This is a genomic window from Brevibacillus sp. MCWH (assembly GCF_013096935.1).
Taxonomy (GTDB): domain Bacteria; phylum Bacillota; class Bacilli; order Brevibacillales; family Brevibacillaceae; genus Brevibacillus; species Brevibacillus aydinogluensis.
Genome location: NZ_SDLF01000003.1, coordinates 147,029 through 165,596 on the forward strand (window position 1 = coordinate 147,029; position 18,568 = coordinate 165,596).

Annotated in this window: 18 protein-coding genes; all 18 read left to right on the forward strand. The window is 56.3% G+C overall.

From position 1 onward, the window contains the following. Nucleotides 1-65: 65 nt before the first annotated feature. The 18 genes from sucD (at nt 66) to ETC00_RS03880 (ending at nt 18,559) form a co-directional block, all read left to right on the forward strand. Nucleotides 66-995, forward strand: coding sequence for a succinate--CoA ligase subunit alpha (gene sucD / locus ETC00_RS03795; protein ID WP_029098935.1), 930 nt, complete (start codon nt 66-68; stop codon nt 993-995). Between the two features lie 155 nt (nt 996-1,150). Then, entirely contained in the window at nt 1,151-2,266 is a 1,116-nt protein-coding gene (gene dprA / locus ETC00_RS03800; protein WP_371808869.1) for a DNA-processing protein DprA, read from the forward strand. 107 nt (nt 2,267-2,373) lie between these two features. Next, nucleotides 2,374-4,452 (forward strand): type I DNA topoisomerase, encoded by a 2,079-nt coding sequence (topA, locus tag ETC00_RS03805; protein ID WP_171564628.1) that lies wholly within the window; start codon nt 2,374-2,376, stop codon nt 4,450-4,452. A 21-nt stretch (nt 4,453-4,473) separates the two neighbouring features. Continuing rightward, entirely contained in the window at nt 4,474-5,796 is a 1,323-nt protein-coding gene (trmFO, locus tag ETC00_RS03810; RefSeq protein WP_171564629.1) for an FADH(2)-oxidizing methylenetetrahydrofolate--tRNA-(uracil(54)-C(5))-methyltransferase TrmFO, read from the forward strand. Nucleotides 5,797-5,852: 56 nt separating this feature from the next. Continuing rightward, nucleotides 5,853-6,794 (forward strand): tyrosine recombinase XerC, encoded by a 942-nt coding sequence (gene xerC / locus ETC00_RS03815; protein ID WP_171564630.1) that lies wholly within the window; start codon nt 5,853-5,855, stop codon nt 6,792-6,794. Nucleotides 6,795-6,810: 16 nt separating this feature from the next. Continuing rightward, nucleotides 6,811-7,353, forward strand: a complete 543-nt coding sequence (gene hslV, locus ETC00_RS03820; protein ID WP_171564631.1) for an ATP-dependent protease subunit HslV — start codon at nt 6,811-6,813, stop codon at nt 7,351-7,353. A 19-nt stretch (nt 7,354-7,372) separates the two neighbouring features. After that, complete coding sequence (hslU, locus tag ETC00_RS03825) at nt 7,373-8,767, forward strand: ATP-dependent protease ATPase subunit HslU (protein ID WP_304415445.1); 1,395 nt, start codon at nt 7,373-7,375, stop codon at nt 8,765-8,767. A gap of 36 nt (nt 8,768-8,803) precedes the next feature. After that, nucleotides 8,804-9,583: a GTP-sensing pleiotropic transcriptional regulator CodY gene (codY, locus tag ETC00_RS03830; RefSeq protein ID WP_171564632.1), complete on the forward strand. Its 780-nt coding sequence runs from the start codon at nt 8,804-8,806 to the stop codon at nt 9,581-9,583. Between the two features lie 381 nt (nt 9,584-9,964). Then, complete coding sequence (gene flgB / locus ETC00_RS03835; protein WP_171564633.1) at nt 9,965-10,378, forward strand: flagellar basal body rod protein FlgB; 414 nt, start codon at nt 9,965-9,967, stop codon at nt 10,376-10,378. 3 nt (nt 10,379-10,381) lie between these two features. Next, nucleotides 10,382-10,837, forward strand: coding sequence for a flagellar basal body rod protein FlgC (gene flgC, locus ETC00_RS03840; RefSeq protein ID WP_171564634.1), 456 nt, complete (start codon nt 10,382-10,384; stop codon nt 10,835-10,837). Between the two features lie 15 nt (nt 10,838-10,852). Then, complete coding sequence (fliE, locus tag ETC00_RS03845; protein WP_171564635.1) at nt 10,853-11,152, forward strand: flagellar hook-basal body complex protein FliE; 300 nt, start codon at nt 10,853-10,855, stop codon at nt 11,150-11,152. Nucleotides 11,153-11,181: 29 nt separating this feature from the next. Further along, entirely contained in the window at nt 11,182-12,756 is a 1,575-nt protein-coding gene (gene fliF / locus ETC00_RS03850) for a flagellar basal-body MS-ring/collar protein FliF (protein WP_171564636.1), read from the forward strand. 14 nt (nt 12,757-12,770) lie between these two features. Next, entirely contained in the window at nt 12,771-13,784 is a 1,014-nt protein-coding gene (fliG, locus tag ETC00_RS03855) for a flagellar motor switch protein FliG (RefSeq protein ID WP_171564637.1), read from the forward strand. Continuing rightward, on the forward strand, nt 13,768-14,586 hold the full coding sequence (gene fliH / locus ETC00_RS03860) for a flagellar assembly protein FliH (protein WP_171564638.1): 819 nt from the start codon (nt 13,768-13,770) through the stop codon (nt 14,584-14,586). Before fliG ends, fliH begins: the two co-directional genes overlap by 17 nt. Beyond that, nucleotides 14,583-15,899 (forward strand): flagellar protein export ATPase FliI, encoded by a 1,317-nt coding sequence (gene fliI / locus ETC00_RS03865; RefSeq protein ID WP_171564639.1) that lies wholly within the window; start codon nt 14,583-14,585, stop codon nt 15,897-15,899. Before fliH ends, fliI begins: the two co-directional genes overlap by 4 nt. Nucleotide 15,900: 1 nt before the next feature. Then, entirely contained in the window at nt 15,901-16,347 is a 447-nt protein-coding gene (fliJ, locus tag ETC00_RS03870; RefSeq protein ID WP_171564640.1) for a flagellar export protein FliJ, read from the forward strand. A 12-nt stretch (nt 16,348-16,359) separates the two neighbouring features. Beyond that, the gene (locus ETC00_RS03875; RefSeq protein ID WP_171564641.1) at nt 16,360-17,259 is read left to right on the forward strand and encodes a MotE family protein; all 900 of its coding nucleotides are present in this window, start codon (nt 16,360-16,362) and stop codon (nt 17,257-17,259) included. A 70-nt stretch (nt 17,260-17,329) separates the two neighbouring features. Next, nucleotides 17,330-18,559: a flagellar hook-length control protein FliK gene (locus tag ETC00_RS03880; protein WP_171564642.1), complete on the forward strand. Its 1,230-nt coding sequence runs from the start codon at nt 17,330-17,332 to the stop codon at nt 18,557-18,559. Nucleotides 18,560-18,568 lie beyond the last annotated feature (9 nt).

The following is an 18,568-nucleotide window of genomic DNA, read 5'->3' on the forward strand; positions in this document are numbered from 1 at the left end:
CGCACCGGAGAAAAGGCTTTTCGAGAAGTATCTATACGCGATGAAAAAGGTGGGACAATTACGCGATGAGTATTCTCGTGAACAAACATACAAAGGTAATCACCCAGAACATGACTGGTAAAACCGGTATGTTCCATACCAAAGGCGGTCTGGAGTACGGCACGCAAATGGTTGCAGGTGCAGTACCCGGCAAAGGCGGCACCGTAGTCGATTTCACGCTGGACAACGGCAGCACTGTATCGGTTCCGGTATTCAACACGGTAGCAGAAGCAAAAGAAGCGACCGGTGCCAACACATCGGTTATCTACGTTCCGCCGGCGTTTGCGGCTGACGCCATCATGGAAGCGGTTGATGCCGAACTGGATCTGGTCATCTGCATCACCGAAGGCATCCCGGTTCTCGACATGGTGAAAGTAAAACGCTACATGGAAGGCAAAAAGACCAAATTGATCGGCCCCAACTGCCCTGGTATCATCACGCCGGGTGAGTGCAAAATCGGCATCATGCCGGGCTACATTCACACCCCGGGTAAAGTGGGCATCGTATCCCGCTCCGGCACCCTGACCTACGAGGCGGTTCATCAAACCACGACCCGCGGTATCGGTCAGTCCACCGCAGTCGGTATCGGTGGTGACCCGGTAAAAGGCATGGAATTCATCGACGTGCTGAAACTGTTCAACGAAGACCCGGATACCGAAGCGGTTATCATGATCGGGGAAATCGGCGGTACGGCTGAGGAAGAAGCGGCTGAATGGATCGCTGCCAACATGAAGAAGCCGGTCGTAGGCTTTATCGGCGGTCAAACTGCTCCTCCGGGAAAACGTATGGGCCACGCTGGTGCAATCATCTCCGGCGGCAAAGGTACGGCAGCCGAGAAGATCGCCAAGCTGGAAGCGTGCGGCGTGCGCGTGGCAAAAACGCCGGCAGTCATCGGCGAAACGCTGGTGGAAGTGCTCAAAGAGCGCGGTCTGCTGGAAAAAGTAATGAACAAGTAATTCAATCTGGTCGCAGTTTGCGTGCCGAAAGAGGACAAGCATGGACGCTTGCCCTCTTTCTTTTTTTGTGCCCGCCGCTGTCTCCGTGTACAATAGCAGGCGAAACGTCGCGGCAGATGCCGCCGGACAACCACGCACAGATCGGAGGCGGTCGGGTGAAGGTCGGAAGTGATCGATTGGAAGAGCGGGATTGGCTGTATGCGATGATCAAGATGAACGGTCTGGGACGAAAAAAACTTTGGGAGCTGTACGGGCGCTGGGGATCATTCGCGCAAGCTGCCGTCAACTGGAAGAGCGTTTTGGAAGAGGGGAACGTACGGGTGAGAACTGTGCAGACCTGGACGGACGCGCTTGCGCCATCCGCTGTGCTGGCAGTGAAGCAGGAACGAATCCGCGCCGGCATCTCGTTCGTATGTTTCTGGGAAGAGGCATTTCCCCCGCTGCTCAGGAACATTCCAGACCCGCCATTAGCCTTGTTTTACAGAGGGGATGTGTCGCTGCTGAAGCAGCCTGCGATCGGTGTCGTGGGCGCCCGCAAGCCGACTGCATATGGACGGGCGGCGTGCCGCCACCTGGTCAAACAGTTGGCCCAAACAGGCATGGTAATCGTCTCCGGGCTGGCGTACGGAATTGACGCTGAAGCGCACAGGGCGGCACTTGACGCCGGAGCGCCTACTGTCGGGGTGATGGGCTGCGGAATCGACCAGGTGTATCCCGTGTTTCATCGGCGTCTCTACGCGGAGATTGGGTCAAGCGGCCTGCTTCTTTCGGAATATCCGCCGGGGACGCCCGCAAAGCCGGGCCTGTTTCCCGAGCGCAACCGGATCATCAGCGGGCTGAGTCTCGGCGTGCTGGTCGTCGAAGCGGCGGAACGCAGCGGATCGCTGATTACGGCCGATTGTGCGCTGGAGCAGGGGCGGGAAGTGTTTGCCGTCCCCGGGCCGATATTTTCCGAGGTGAGCGCGGGTCCGCATAACTTGCTGAAACAAGGTGCAAAGCTAGTAACGAATGCGGCCGACGTGATGGATGAATTGAGGGTATGGCCTAAGACGCCTGTTGCGGACGATCAGCCAGCCTGTGGAGATGGGGGCAGGCTGGGCGAAACGGAGAGCAAAGTATACGCGCTGATCGGCTGCGAGCCCGTCCACACTGACCAGCTGGCCGAAGCGCTCCCGCCGCGGGAACGGCAGCGGCTACACCAGACCCTGCTTATGCTGGAAACAGGAGGATTCATTGTCAGCTTGCCCGGAGGCTATTTTGCCAGAAAGTGACCTCGTCCGATTTCCTCTAAGCAATATCAAGCCTTGCAGGTGTTTGACAAATCGGATGAGCATATTTAATAATAGGGGAGATTCCTTACAGAAAGGGGAGGAAATAAGTGGCTGACACGCTTGTGATTGTCGAATCCCCAGCAAAAGCAAAAACGATTGGAAAATATCTGGGAAGCAAATATATGGTGAAAGCGTCCATGGGCCATGTGCGCGACCTCCCAAAAAGCCAAATGGGTGTTGACGTATCGAAAGGATTTGAACCGAAATACATAACCATTCGCGGCAAGGGGGATGTGCTGAAAACCCTTAAGGACGCCGCCAAGAAAGTAAAAAAGGTATACCTGGCGGCGGACCCGGACCGCGAAGGGGAGGCGATTGCCTGGCACTTGGCGCAGTATCTCGGGTTGGACATGAGCCAGCCGCTGCGCGTGGTGTTCAACGAGATTACCAAAGACGCCATCAAGGAGGCGTTCAAACACCCACGTCACATCAACATGGACCTGGTGAACGCCCAGCAGGCGCGGCGAATCCTGGACCGCCTGGTCGGCTACAACATCAGCCCGATCTTGTGGAAAAAGGTGCGCAAAGGGCTGAGTGCCGGGCGCGTTCAGACGGTGACGGTCAAGCTGATCATTGACCGCGAGCGGGAAATCCAGCGGTTTGTGCCGGAGGAGTACTGGACGATCAGCAGTACGCTCTTGAGCAACGGCAAGCCGTTTGAGGCCAAATTCTACGGATACGGCGACGAAAAAAGGGATCTGAAGTCAGAGGCGGACGTCAATGCGGTGCTGGACCGCATTCAGGGACAGCCGTACGTGGTGCAGAAGGTGACCAAACGGGAGCGCAAGCGCAATCCCGCACCACCGTTTATCACCAGCTCGCTGCAGCAGGAAGCGGCACGCAAGCTGAACTTCCGGGCGGCCAAGACGATGCGGATTGCGCAGGAGCTCTATGAAGGGATTGATCTGGGCGGCAAGGAAGGAACGGTCGGTCTGATCACCTACATGCGTACCGACTCCACGCGCGTTTCCGTGACGGCCCAAGAGGAAGCCAAAGCCTACATCGTGGAACACTTCGGGGCTGATTACGTCCCGGCCGAGCCGCGTGCCCAGGTGAAAAAGGAAAATGCCCAGGATGCCCACGAAGCGATTCGCCCGACGTCGGTCATGCGCACGCCGGACCAGCTCAAGGATGTGCTGAGCCGCGACCAGCTTCGCCTGTACCGGCTGATCTGGGAGCGCTTCCTTGCCAGTCAGATGGCGTCTGCTGTGCTGGACACGATGAGCGTGGACATCGCGGCAGGTGAAGTGACGTTCCGGGCGACCGGTTCCAAGGTAAAGTTCCCCGGCTTCATGAAGGTATATATTGAAGGAAGCGACGACGGCAAGGAAGAGGAAACATTCCTGCCGCCGATTGAAGAGGGACAGACGCTGGAATTGAAGGAAATCGAACCGACCCAGCACTTTACGCAGCCGCCGCCCCGCTACACCGAAGCGCGGCTGGTCAAGACGCTGGAGGAACTGGGGATTGGACGCCCCTCCACTTATGCGCCGACATTGGACACGATCCAGAAACGGGGCTACGTGGCTCTGGAGGAGAAGCGGTTCGTCCCGACCGAACTGGGGGAGATCGTCATTTCCCTGATCGAAGAGTTCTTCCCCGAAATCCTGGATGTGGAGTTTACCGCCCACATGGAATCCGACCTGGACAACATCGAGGAAGGGATTGTCGATTGGGTGAAGGTGCTCGACGCCTTCTACCAGGATTTTTCCAAGCGGCTCGCCGTTGCCGAGGAGCAGATGGAACAAGTAGAGCTGAAGGACGAAGAATCCGACGAGACGTGCGAACTGTGCGGCCGGGTGATGGTGTACAAACTGGGGCGTTTCGGGAAGTTTCTCGCCTGCTCCGGATTTCCCGAATGCCGCAACACCAAACCGATCGTCAAGGAACTCGGCATCCCCTGCCCGCAGTGTGAAACCGGATCGATCATTGAACGTAAATCTAAGAGGAACCGTATTTTTTACGGATGCAACCGTTATCCGGAATGCGATTTTGTTTCCTGGGACAAACCAATTGCGCGTCCTTGTCCGAAGTGCGGCGGGATGCTCGTCGAAAAGAAACGGAAAAAGCAGGGCGTCAGCATTGTCTGCACCAAATGCGATTACCAGGAAGAAGCCGATTCCTGAGGACGTGTGGAGGATACCAGCATGAATGAACAACCGTACGTAACCGTGGTGGGGGCCGGGTTGGCAGGCAGTGAAGCGGCCTGGCAGATCGCCCAATCCGGCGTCCGCGTCAAACTGTATGAAATGCGGCCGAAGACACAGACGCCCGCTCACCATACCGACAAATTTGCGGAGCTGGTCTGCAGCAATTCACTGCGGGCCAATTCGCTGACCAACGCGGTAGGGGTATTAAAGGAAGAAATGCGCCGCTTTGACTCGGTCATCATCGGCGCAGCGGACAAGTGCGCTGTTCCGGCCGGCGGTGCGCTGGCCGTGGATCGGCACGAGTTTGCCCAATATGTGACCGATGCCGTGCGCAACCACCCGCTGATCGAAGTGATCAACGAGGAAGTGACGGAGATTCCCGAGGGCATCGTGGTGATTGCCACCGGCCCGCTCACTTCGCCGGCGCTGTCGGAGAAGCTGAAGGAGTTGACTGGTGAAGAGTACCTGTACTTCTATGACGCGGCGGCGCCCATCATCGAAAAGGACTCCATCGACATGGACAAGGTGTTTGTCGCGTCGCGCTACGACAAGGGAGAAGCAGCCTACCTCAACTGCCCGATGACGGAAGAGGAGTTCAACCGCTTTTACGACGCGCTGATCACGGCGGAGGAAGCCCCGCTCAAGGAGTTTGAGAAGGAAATCTATTTCGAAGGCTGCATGCCGATTGAAGTGATGGCCAAACGGGGACGTCAGACGATGCTGTTCGGTCCGCTGAAACCGGTGGGCTTGATTGATCCGCGCACCGGCAAGCAGCCGTTTGCCGTCGTGCAGCTTCGCCAGGACAACGGAGCGGCCACCCTGTACAACATGGTCGGCTTCCAGACACATCTCAAGTGGCCGGAACAAAAACGGGTCTTTTCGCTCATCCCTGGCTTGGAAAACTGCGAAATCGTCCGCTACGGCGTGATGCATCGCAATACGTTCATCAATTCGCCCAGGCTGCTTCGTCCCACCTATCAGTACAAGGGGCGGGACACGCTGTTTTTCGCCGGACAGATGACCGGCGTGGAAGGATACGTGGAGTCGGCCGCATCGGGATTGCTGGCGGGCATAAACGCGGCCCGGCTGGCCAAGGGAGAGGAACTGCTTGTCCTTCCACCGGAGACGGTGATAGGCAGCATGGCGCGGTACATTACGACCGCAGACCCAAACAACTTTCAACCGATGAATGCCAACTTCGGGCTTGTTCCCGAGCTGCCGAAACGCATTCGCAACAAGCGGGAGAAGAACGAAAAACTCGCTGAGCGGGCGCTAGACACAATTCAGAATTTTACACAAAAAAGACACAAATTAAGTTGATATACGATTTTCGGCTGTGTTACTATATAGGTGCCTTTGAGGAGGGTGCATGCCAGATGGACAAATCGCAGCAGATATCCATAGACATTGAGCTGTTCACCCGTTACTTGCGCGTCGAAAAAAATGCCTCTCCTCATACGGTGAAGCAGTACGTGGCTGATATTAACGAATTCGTCGCCTTTATGGAACAGCACCAAATCCCCGTATTTGCTGCTGTTTCTTATTTACACGGCCGCTCTTTTCTCGCTCATTTGGCGAAAAGGGGGCTGTCACGGCGCAGTATCGCCCGCAAGCTGTCCAGTTTGCGCAGTCTGTACCGTTTTTTGCTGAGGGAAGGCCGGTTGGAGCAAAATCCGTTTCAACTGGTGTCCACGCCCAAGGTGGAAAAAAAGCTCCCCTCGTTCCTATATCCGCATGAACTGCAACCATTTTTTGACCTGCCTGACACACAGACCCCGCTCGGCATGCGCGATCGGCTCATTTTCGAGCTGCTGTATGCGAGCGGGATTCGCGTGTCCGAGCTGGTGACGCTGACGCTGGATGCGGTCCATGTCTCCAGGGGAATCGCCCTGGTGTACGGAAAAGGGGCCAAGGAGCGATATGTGCCGATCGGCAGTTATGCTTGTGACATTCTCCGGCAATACCTAGAATATGGAAGGCCAAAACTGCTATCCGGTAACAGCGACCACGGCTATCTGCTGCTCAACTACAGGGGGGAACCGCTGTCCGACCGGAGCGTCCGCCGCATCGTCGACAAATACGTGGAGCAGCACGCCCTGAACCTGCGCGTGTCGCCGCACACGTTCCGCCACACCTTTGCCACCCATCTGCTGAACGCGGGAGCCGATCTGCGGACCGTTCAGGAGCTGTTGGGCCACGTCAACGTTTCGACGACGCAGGTGTATACGCATGTGACCAAGGAACGGCTGCGCCATGTCTATGACGCGGCCCATCCGCGTGCGACCGCGCGTCATTCCGGGTCCGCCGGAAGTACATGAGCGGGAGGAATCTGCAATGGAACAGTTTCATGCAACGACGATTTTTGCCATACATCACAACGGCGAAGCGGCCATGGCCGGCGACGGACAGGTCACGTTCGGCAACAGCATGGTGATGAAGCACGGGGCAAAAAAAGTGCGCCGACTGTACCGCGGTGAGGTGCTGGCGGGTTTTGCTGGGGCTGTCGCGGATGCGATCACCCTTTTTGAAAAGTTTGAAGGCAAACTGGAAGAGTTCCACGGCAACCTGCAGCGGGCGGCTGTGGAGTTGGCGAAAGAATGGCGCATGGATAAGATCCTGCGCCGCTTGGAAGCGATGATGATCGTGATGAACAAGGAGCATCTGCTGCTCATTTCCGGCAACGGCGAAATCATCGAACCGGATGACGGCATTCTCGCGATCGGCTCGGGAGGCAGTTTCGCATTGGCGGCTGGCAGGGCGCTGAAACGGTACGCGCCTCATCTGAGCGCCAAGGAGATTGCCGAAGCCGCGCTGCGGACGGCTGCTGAGATTTGCGTGTTCACCAACGACAATCTGGTCGTGGATGAGATGAAATGAAAGGAAGGGAGGACTCCCTGTGCTGAACCTTGAGCAGTTAACCCCGCGCAAGATTGTAGAACATCTGGACGTGTACATCGTCGGGCAGGCCCAGGCGAAAAAAGCCATCGCAGTGGCGCTTCGCAACCGGTACCGGCGCAGCCGGCTGCCGGAACATCTGAGGGATGAAGTGGTGCCGAAAAACATCCTGATGATCGGGCCGACCGGCGTGGGGAAAACGGAGATCGCCCGCCGGATCGCCAAATTGACGGGGGCTCCGTTTGTCAAAGTGGAGGCCACCAAATTTACAGAAGTGGGGTATGTGGGCCGCGACGTGGAGTCGATGGTTCGCGACCTCGTCGAGGCGGCCATCCGCACCGTCAAGCAGGAAAAAATGGAGGAAGTCCGGGAGAAGGCGGAGAAGCTGGCAAACGACGCCATCGTCAACATCCTCGTCCCTTCACGCAAACAGCAGCATTCGTTCAAAAACCCGCTGGAGATGCTGTTCGGCGGTCAGCAGCAGCAGACTCAAACGTCCGATGCGGAAGATGCGTCGCTGGAACAGCAGCGCCGGCAGGTGGCCTGGCAGCTCGCGAATGGTCATCTGGAGGACCAGATGATTGAAATCGACGTGGAAGATCAATCCCCGTCCATGTTTGACCTGTTTCAGGTTCCGGGTACGGAGCAAATGGGGATGCAGATGCAGGACATGTTGGGCAACCTGCTCCCCAAGAGGACGAAGAAGCGAAAATTGCGAATAAAAGATGCGCGAAAGGTATTAATTCAACAAGAAGCGCAAAAACTGGTGGATATGGACGAAGTCACGCAGGAGTCGATTTACCGCGCCGAAAACCACGGCATCATCTTTATTGACGAGATCGACAAAATCGCCGGAAAGGACGGTCGGGGTCCCGACGTCTCGCGGGAAGGCGTTCAGCGCGACATCCTGCCAATCGTGGAAGGTTCGACAGTGATGACCAAGTACGGGCCGGTCAAGACCGACCACATCCTGTTCATTGCTGCCGGCGCATTTCACATGGCCAAACCGTCCGATCTGATTCCGGAACTGCAGGGGCGTTTCCCCATCCGTGTGGAGCTGACCAGCTTGCGGGCGGAGGACTTTGTCCGGATTTTGACAGAGCCAAAAAATGCGCTCTTGAAGCAGTACAGCGCGCTGCTGGAGACGGAAGGGGTCCGGGTGGAATTTACCCCGGAGGCAATCCAGGAAATCGCCCGTCTGGCAGCCGAGGTGAACCAGTCTACCGACAACATCGGTGCGCGTCGTCTGCACACGATGCTGGAAAAACTGCTGGAAGACCTCTCCTTTGAGGCGCCTGACATTCATTTGGATGTGGTGCAAATCACGCCGGAGTACGTCCGTGACAAACTCGGATCGATTGCCGGCAACAAGGATTTAAGCCAGTACATTCTCTAAATCCGAACGATCACTATTATTGGGAGGAACGTAACAATGGATTTGTTATCAAAAACCAGAAGAATTAACCGCCTGCTGCAAAAATCGGCGGGTCATGCCGTCAACTTCAACGAGATGGCGCAAGTGCTGAGTGATGTCATTGAGGCCAACATTTTCGTCGTCAGCCGCAAAGGCAAACTGCTCGGCTTTTCGATTCACCAGGAAGTGGACAACGATCGCATCCGCAAAATGCTGGAAGAGCGCCGTTTCCCCGAAGAGTACAGCACCGGTCTTCTGAAAGTGGAAGAGACGTCTGCCAACCTGGATGTAGACAGCCCGTACACCATTTTCCCGGTTGAGATGAAAGAAGTATTCCGCTCCGGGTGGACCACCATCGTGCCAATCATCGGCGGTGGCGACCGGCTGGGTACGCTGATTCTCGGCCGCGTCAACAACCAGTTTGTCGACGATGACCTGATCCTGGCCGAAGTGGGCGCGACCGTGGTCGGCATGGAAATCCTGCGGGAACGCTCCGAAGCGATCGAGGAGGAAGCGCGCAGCAAAGCGGTTGTGCAGATGGCCATCGGCTCCCTTTCCTACAGCGAACTGGAAGCCGTGGAGCACATCTTTGAAGAGCTGGAAGGCAAGGAAGGCCTGCTGGTCGCATCCAAAATCGCTGACCGCGTGGGCATTACCCGTTCCGTCATTGTAAACGCCCTGCGCAAACTGGAAAGTGCAGGTGTGATTGAATCTCGTTCACTCGGGATGAAAGGTACCTTCATCAAGGTGCTGAACGAAAAACTGCTGCCGGAACTGGAAAAACTGAAAACTTCATGACTTTTGAAGCCCCTGGAGTCAGGAGATAATGTCTCCAGATGGTGACAATTCTGTGAAGGAAAGGTGTAGCGACAGTGAAAAGCTACACCTTTTTTCATGGGCAAATAGTCCTGTTTATTGAGTGGGACTAACTGGTCTCACGAGCCTAAAATTGGCGAATCTCTGTAAAATTATTGAATTCTAGCAAGGATCGTACCAAAAACTTAGTAATATCAGGAAGGATAAGGGATTTAGTCCCATTGAATCATTTTGAGAAAAGTTGCCACAATAGGGCTTTTTTCGTTATACCAGTTTTGCTATGATGGAGTCGTATTCTTGTGTCGAATAAGCGAGAAATTCCGACATTTATGCGGAAAAAGAGCGGAATGAGGGGGTGGAAAGATGCTGGAAAGCGTTCATTTGCAGGTCCTAGAGCGGTCGTTGGACACCGCCATGCTTCGACAACGAACCATCGCGAACAATATCGCGAATGTAGATACCCCTCAGTTCAAAAGCAAGCGTGTCGTCTTTGAGGAGTTATTGCAGCAGGAACTTGCGGGGACTGCGGGTCTACAGAAGTTGGAGGCGTACCGTACCAATGAGCGGCACATCCCATTTAACCGAATGGGGACACTGCCGATGCCGCAAATCTTGTCGAATGTCGGGAACATGATGCAACACAACGGCAACGATGTAGATCTGGAGTTTGAGATGAATGAGTTGGCCAAGAACCAGATCTGGTACAATGGTCTGACGCAGCTCACGGCAGGATACTTCCAGAAGCTGCGCAGCGTGCTCGAAGGTGGAGGGAGATAGTAGATGAGCCTGTTTCAGGGAATGGATACAAGCGCCTCTGCGCTGACAGCCAACCGCCTGCGGTTGGATACGATCGCGGCGAACATCGCCAACGCCAATACGACCCGCGCCACATTCGTGAACGGGGCCTGGCAGCCGTACAAACGCAAAATGGTGGAACTGTCGCCGGTAAACGGGCAGTCGTTTGACAACCTGCTTCAGGCGGCGATTGGTACGGTGACCGGCCAGACTGAACAAGGCGTACGTGTGACGGCAATCCGCGAAGACAATACGCCGTTCAAACGAATGTACGATCCGACGCATCCGGATGCTGACGCAGAAGGATACGTACTGCTGCCAAACGTCGACGTGATGAAGGAAATGGTGGACATGATCTCTGCTTCGCGTTCCTACGAAGCCAACGTCACTGTCCTGAACGCAGCCAAAAGCATGATGATGAAAGCACTGGAGATCAAGTAAGAGGGGGCGTAAGGAATGGACATTAGCGTGCTTTCCCGAGTGGACGCGATACAGCCAAAATCCGTGACGAAGTCGTATACGCCTGCAGAGGTCACGAAGTCCTTTTCAGCCTATCTCGCGGATGCGCTGGATCAGGTCAATCAGGCACAGGTGGAATCAGCCGTGCTGGCGGACCGGTTTGCAGCCGGACAAGTCCAGGACGTGCATCAGGTCATGATCGCCGGTCAGAAATCCACGATCATGCTGCAAATGGCCTTGCAGGTGCGCAACAAGGTGATTGAGTCCTACCAGGAAATCATGCGCATGCCTATTTAACGTCGTCGGTATTCTTGGTGAGGTGAACCATGAACGAACGTCTTTTACAGTATAAAGAGCAAGTCTTGACGAAATGGAATCAGCTTTCGCCCAAGCGAAGGTGGATGATTTCCGGGATCGTGCTGTTTTTGCTCATCTCGCTCAGCCTATACATATACATTGCCTCACAGCCGGTCTACACGCCCCTCTACAACCAGAGGCTGAGTGAACAGGAAATCGGATTGATCAAGCAGGAACTGGAAAGCAAGAATATTCCATACCGCATCACGAATAACGGGACCAACATCGAGGTTCCGCAAAAGCTGGCTCAAGATGTCATCGTCGATCTGGCCGCTCAAGGAATTCCCAGCCAGGCAGGCATCAACACGGAGATCTTCTCCAACACGCTGGGTGTAACGGACCGTCAGTTTGACGTGATGAAAAAAGAGGCGCTGCAGCAAGAACTGCGCAAGATGCTGGAACGGGTAAACGGTGTCCGAAGCGCTCAGGTGATGATCAACCTGCCGGAGGAAAGCATCTGGATCACGGAAAAGCCTGAATCAGCAACCGCCTCCGTCATCGTAGACGTGGAACCGGGTACCCGGTTGGACCAAAAGCAAATCAACGCGCTGTACCTGTTGGTATCCCGCAGCGTACCCAAACTGCCGCCGGATAACATCACAATTTCCGACCAGTACTCCAATCTGCTGGAGTGGAAGGAAGGCACCGAAACGGAAGGCTCGCTGACCAGCTTCGAGCAGCAGGAGAAAATCAGAGCCAACGTCGAGCGCGAGATTCAGCAAAACCTGTACCAACTCCTGGGCACGATGATGGGCAGGGATAAGGTCATCGTCCATACGTTTATCAAGATGAATTTCGACAAGGAAAACCGCGTGGAAAACCTGGTCGAAGCGCCGGATAAGGAAAACAACGAAGGACTTATCATCTCATCCCAAAAATCATCCAAAACGTTCTCCGGGCAGGGTGCTCCTCCTGGCGGAATAGCAGGAACTGGCGAAAATGCCGTCCCCGGTTATCCGGGAAGCTCGCCGCAGGGAAGCAACAGCCAGTACGAAGAACTGAGCGATACGATCAACCGCGAAGTAAACCGAATCACCCGCAACATCACGATGAGCCCGTACAAGATCGAGGACATCACGATCAACGTCGGCGTAGAGCCTCCGGAAGGCGGGCAGTTGGATGATCAGACCATCGAAAGCATCAAGCAGGTACTCCGCAACGTGGTGCGAGTCACGTTAAGCGACAGTGGCGTGCAGTTGACCCAGGAGGAACTGGACCAGCACATCTCTGTCTTGCCGCGTCAGTTCTCCGGCAAGGTGGCAGTTGACAGCTCCACCGACTTGACACCGTATTTGTACGGAGCAGGTGCAATCGCCCTGTTGGCTCTTGGTGCGGTCGCATTCCTTATCTATCGCCGCCGCCAAGCGAAGCTGCAAGAAGAAGAGGTTCCGGACCTGATGCCGCCGCAACCGATGGAGATTCCGGATTTGACCTACCAGGAAGACACGGATCAAGTGGTGGTGCGCAAGCAACTGGAAAAACTAGCGCGCAGCAAGCCGGACGAATTCGTTGTCTTGCTTCGCACGTGGTTAGCTGAAGACTAAGGAGTGAAAACAGTATGGCTCGCGGCGCCAAAGAGTTGACCGGACGACAGAAGGCAGCAATCCTCCTCATCTCGCTCGGGCCGGAAATCTCCGCCCAGGTGTTCAAGCACTTGCGCGAAGATGAGATTGAACAGCTTACGCTGGAAATTGCCAACGTCCGGAAGGTTGATTCCGATGAAAAAGACAAGATTCTTGCTGAGTTTCACCAGATAGCGGTCGCCAAGGAAGTCATTGCCCAAGGCGGAATCACATACGCAAAGGAAATTTTGCAAAAAGCGTTGGGCGAATCGAAAGCGATGGATATTATCAACCGTCTGACCGCCAATCTGCAGGTACGCCCGTTCGACTTTGCCCGCAAAGCGGACCCGGGCCAAATCCTGAACTTTATCCAGAACGAACATCCGCAAACAATTGCCCTGGTGCTCTCCTATCTGGAGCCGCAGCAGGCAGCGATGATTCTCTCCGCGCTGCCGCAGGACCGGCAGGCTGACGTGGCCAAGCGGATCGCGCTGATGGACAGCACGTCACCGGAGGTCATCGCCCAGGTGGAGCAGGTTCTGGAGCAAAAACTGTCCGCAACCGTCACCCAGGATTACACCCAGGCTGGCGGTATCGAAGCGATCGTCGCCGTTCTCAACGGCGTGGACCGCGCAACCGAGCGGACCATTTTGGACTCGCTGGAGATCCAGGACCCCGAACTGGCAGAAGAGATCAAGAAGCGCATGTTTGTCTTCGAAGACATCGCCACGTTGGACAACCGTTCCATCCAACGGGTTATCCGCGACGTGGAAAATACCGATCTTCAGCTCGCGCTCAAGGTGGCCAGCGAGGAAGTCCGCGAAGTCATCTTCCGGAACATGTCCAAACGGATGGCAGACACCTTCAAGGAAGAAATGGAGTTTATGGGTCCTGTTCGTCTGCGCGACGTCGAAGAAGCTCAATCCCGCATCGTCGCAATCATTCGCCGCTTAGAAGAGGCGGGTGAGATCATCATCGCCCGCGGTGGAGGGGATGATATCATTGTCTAGAATCATCAAGCTGTCCCACTACCAGGCTTCAGACGAATCGGTATTCCTTGAATTAAGGACTTCACCATTACAGACGGAGCAAACTTCCGAAAGGTTGCAAGAAAATCATCAATTGGTAAAAAATGCTGAGGAAGAAGCGAAAATTATCCTCCAGGATGCGGAAGAAACCGCGCAGGGCGTGCTTCGCGAGGCCATGGAGCAGGCCGAGGAAATCAAGCGGCAGGCGCTCGCGGAAGTGGAACGCTGGTGGGAGGAAAAACGGCGCGAAGCCGAAGCTCTGTTTCAGGAAACGCGGGAACAGGCGAGCCGGGAAGGATTTGACGCCGGTTACGCAGATGGAAAGCGGCAGGCGTTGGAAGAAGAGACCGCTTGTGTGGAACAAGCCCGTTCCCTTCTGGAGCAGGCGTACGCCGAAAAGGAACGGATCATCGCCGAAGCGGAACCGTTCCTGGTAGAGCTAAGTGTGGACGTAGCACAAAAAGTGATTGGGACGGAGCTGCACAGCTCGCCGGAAACGGTTTTGGAGATGGTGAAAAAATTGCTGCGCCGCTCTCGGGTGCACGGCCACGTGACCGTCTGCGTCAATCACCGCCACTACGCATTTGTCCAGGAGCAGCGCGCCCAACTGCTTGCCCTCCTGGACGGACAGGCGGAGCTCTCCATTTACCCGGATCACACCGTCCAGGACGACGGCTGCGTGATTCGGACGCCGCTGGGAAGTATCGATGCCCGAATTGATACGCAATTGCATGAAATCAAACAGTGTTTGCTGGACATCGCCAGGGGGAGTGAAGTGACATGACGATCCTCGACCTGGGGAAGTACAGGCAGGCGCTGGAGGGTATCGACCCGGTGCGGGTCAACGGAAAGGTTACGCAGGTGGTGGGTCTTACCATCGAGTCGCAGGGCCCGGAAGTGAAGCTGGGAGAAATCTGCCAGATCTTCCCGCAAAGCGGCGAGCCCATCATCGCGGAGGTAGTCGGCTTCCGGGACAACAAGGTGCTGCTGATGCCGCTTGGGGAGCTGACGTCCATCGGGCCGGGCAGTGACGTCGTAGCCACCGGCAGCGCGCTGTCCGTCAAGGTGGGGCCGGAAATCCTCGGCAAGGTGCTGGACGGATTGGGGCGCCCGCTGCAGGGAAGCATCCCGCCTGGCCTTGCCTCCTATCCGACCAACAATGCACCGCCCAATCCGCTGCTTAGGCCGCGCATCAGAGAACCGCTGAGCGTGGGCGTGCGGGCCATCGACGGGCTCTTGACGGTCGGAAAAGGACAGCGTGTGGGGATTTTCGCCGGTTCCGGCGTCGGAAAGAGCACGCTCCTGGGAATGATCGCCCGCAACACGACGGCGGACATCAACGTCATCGCCCTGATCGGGGAACGCGGCCGCGAGGTGATGGAGTTTATCGAGCGGGATCTCGGGGAAGAAGGACTAAAACGGTCGGTCGTCGTTGTCGCCACTTCCGACCAGCCCGCCATGATCCGGATCAAAGGGGCGATGATCGCCACCTCGATCGCCGAGTACTTTCGGGACCGCGGCCTGAACGTCATGTTGATGATGGATTCGGTTACCCGATTTGCCATGGCGCAGCGGGAAATCGGCCTGGCGATCGGCGAACCGCCGGCGACACGCGGTTACACCCCGTCCGTGTTTGCGCTGTTGCCCAAGCTGTTGGAGCGGGCCGGCACGGCGGACAAAGGCAGCATCACCGGTTTTTACACCGTTTTGGTTGATTCTGACGACATGAATGATCCGATCGCGGACGCGGTGCGCGGGATTTTGGACGGGCATATCGTCCTCGACCGAAAAATCGCGCAAAAGGGACACTTTCCGGCGATTGACGTGCTTGCCAGCGTCAGCCGGGTAATGAACGAGATCTGCACCGAACGTCATCTTGAAGCGGTCCGCCAGGTGAAGCGTCATTTCGCCACATTCCGGGAAGCGGAGGACCTGATCAACATCGGCGCCTACAAGCCGGGGACCAACCGGGAGATCGATGCGGCGATCCGCTACAAGGACATTATCCGCGATTTTACGGCGCAGGGAACGCACGAACCGTCCGATCTGGACACCACGATTCAGGCGTTAACCGCCCATTTCGGAGGGGTGAACTAGCGTGAACGTGTTCCGGTTTCAACTGCAAAAAGTGCTGGATGTAAAAGAAAAGGAAAAAGAGCAGGCCGAGTGGGCGTTTGGCAAGTCCGTGCAGCGAAAGAACGAAGAGGAGCTCAAGCTGTTTCGACTGACGGAGCGGCATGAGGCAGTGACCAACATGCTGCACGAGGCGCAAAGCCAAACCTGCAGCGCAGCCCAGTTGATCGAACTCAGCCAGTACCGTCAGGCGGTCGAACAGTCCATTGTCAACCAGCGCCGGACGCTGTACGGGTGTGAACAGGAAGTGGAGCGCTGCCAGCGCAGACTGGCGGAACGGGTGCAGGAGACGCAACTGTGGCAGCGGCTGCGGGAAAAGGCGCTCGGGCAGTTTCTCTACGCGGAAAGACTCAAAGAGCAGAAAGAATTGGACGAGATTGGCACGCAGCTCTATCTTCGCAGGAGCAACTGAGGGAGGTTCACGATGGAAGAGATCCAAGAAGAACGGGAGTACAGCAGGTGGGAATGGTTTTTCTACATGATTGCAATCCCCGCTCTGTTTGCCACTCTCCTCGGAGGCGTGCTTCTCAGCCTGTTGGGATACAACGTGTTGGGCAGCGTGCTCAGTTGGGCCAACACGATTCCGATCGTGGAAAAAATCGTGCCTGACCAGTACGCGATGTCCGATGCAGAAGAGAAGTCAGTCGACATTGGCAAACAGGTGAGCAGCTTGCAGGAGGAGCAGGCGAAAAACAAGCAGACAATCGCCAACCTGCAGAGTGAAACGGCGAAAAAGGACGCCACCATTCAGGCGTTGGAAAAACAGGTGCTGGATCTGCAAAAGCTGCTTGAGGACAAGCGCACCAGCGAGGAAGAGCGGCAAAAGCAGTATCAGGACCTGGCCAAATTGTACGCGACGATGTCGCCGAAAAACGCAGCAGCCATCGTCGAAAACCTCAGCATGAGCGAAGCGGTTTCGGTCATGAGCAAGATGAAAGCGGAGCAGCAGGCGAACATACTGGCCAAGATGGACCCGAAAAAAGCGGCCGACATCTCCATTCAATTAAAGGATACGGTGGTAAACAAGGACGATGACATCGCCGCGCTGCAGGAACGGGTACAAATCTTGACCAAGGCGCTGAGCGAGACGCGAAAGGATACGACCAGCATCGATTCGCTGATCCAGACCTTCTCGCAAATGCCGGCTGCGGATGCCGCTACCGTCATTCGTACGCTGATGGGTACCGACCGCAACCGGGCCATCTCGATTATGGCCGGCCTGTCTCATGACAAACGGGCGCAAATCCTGGCGGCAATCGCCCAGCAGGACAGCCAGCGGAAAGAAAACGTGGCTGCGCGCATCACGAGCGAGTTGCTTCGATAGGCGACGGGCCATACAAGCACCGCGTCTGTCGTTTTCATAAGCAACAATACAATCCGAGGAGGTGAATGAGATGAATGTAGCCAATGTGAAGGGAGCTCCGGCGGCGTCCGCCATCACAGTCGGCGTCTCTGCACAGCCGAATCCGGAGGGTGGAGATCTGTTTGCTGCACAGATTGGCAGCGTGCTGCAAAATGTGCAGGCGGGGGAACCGTCTCAGTCCCTGCCAGGCGAAGCAGGCGCCGAAGACATGGCGCTGCTGGCTGATCTGCTGGCACTGATCCAACAGCTTTTCCCGACGCTTCACATGCAGGATCCCGAAGAGGTTGCCGCTACGTTCACTCAGCGGGGCATCCCGCAGGCGACGGCAGAAAAACTGGCCGAAGCCATCGTATCGTTCGCACGTGCCGAAGGAGGCGCGAAGGTGATCGAATGGCAGCAGGTGGACAAGCAGGTGGAGGCTCTGCTGAAGCAGTTCGGCGAGGAGCTGCGGGCAGCAGCCGGCAAACAGGAAAGTGACACCAGAAAGCAGCCGCTTGTCCTGATCCATGGAAAAGGCGGCATCCGGAGCGCGGAACCATCTGTCGTTCCCATCCGGCACGCGGAAAAGGAACTCACCATGCAGTCCCTTCGCGTCACCCAGGCCCTGTCCAGCTACCAGGCGGAAGCCGCCGTGCAGGTGCGCAGCAGCAGCACACCCGTTCAGCAGACGCTGAATGTGCAGGCTTCGCCGCTGGCGGAATCGGAATCAGTCATCTTGCCTGAGCACGCGGTTGCTCTTCCGTTCCACCAAGTGGTGAATCACGGCAGAATTCCGCAGCAAACGGTGACAGCTCATCCCGTACACGCCCAGCAGTTTGCGCAGCAAGTCACGCAGCTGTTTGTCCAACAGATGAAAATCACCCAGGGGAACGGCGTGCACGAGGCCAAACTGATTCTCCACCCGCAGTCGCTGGGCCAAGTGGACGTGATCATCACCGCTCGTGACGGGGTGATTACGGCTCAGTTTTCCGCGGAAACGGCAGCCGGCAAGGAATTGCTGGACAACCAGCTTCCGCAGCTTCGCGCAGCGTTGACCCAACAAGGTCTGCAGGTGGATCGCCTGGAAGTCAATCAGCATCAGGCAAGTTCGTTTGCCTTCCAGCAGCAGCGGGAGCAGGCACGTCAGCAAGGCGATGGGCGCCAGCGACAGGAACAGCAGGAAGATCAGGTGGAATTTTCGCTGGAAGGACTGCTGGAGGATAGTGATTTTGCCGCGGTTGGGCGGGAATTGGGCCGTGCTGCCTTTACTGGCATTCGCTAGCCGGGCTAG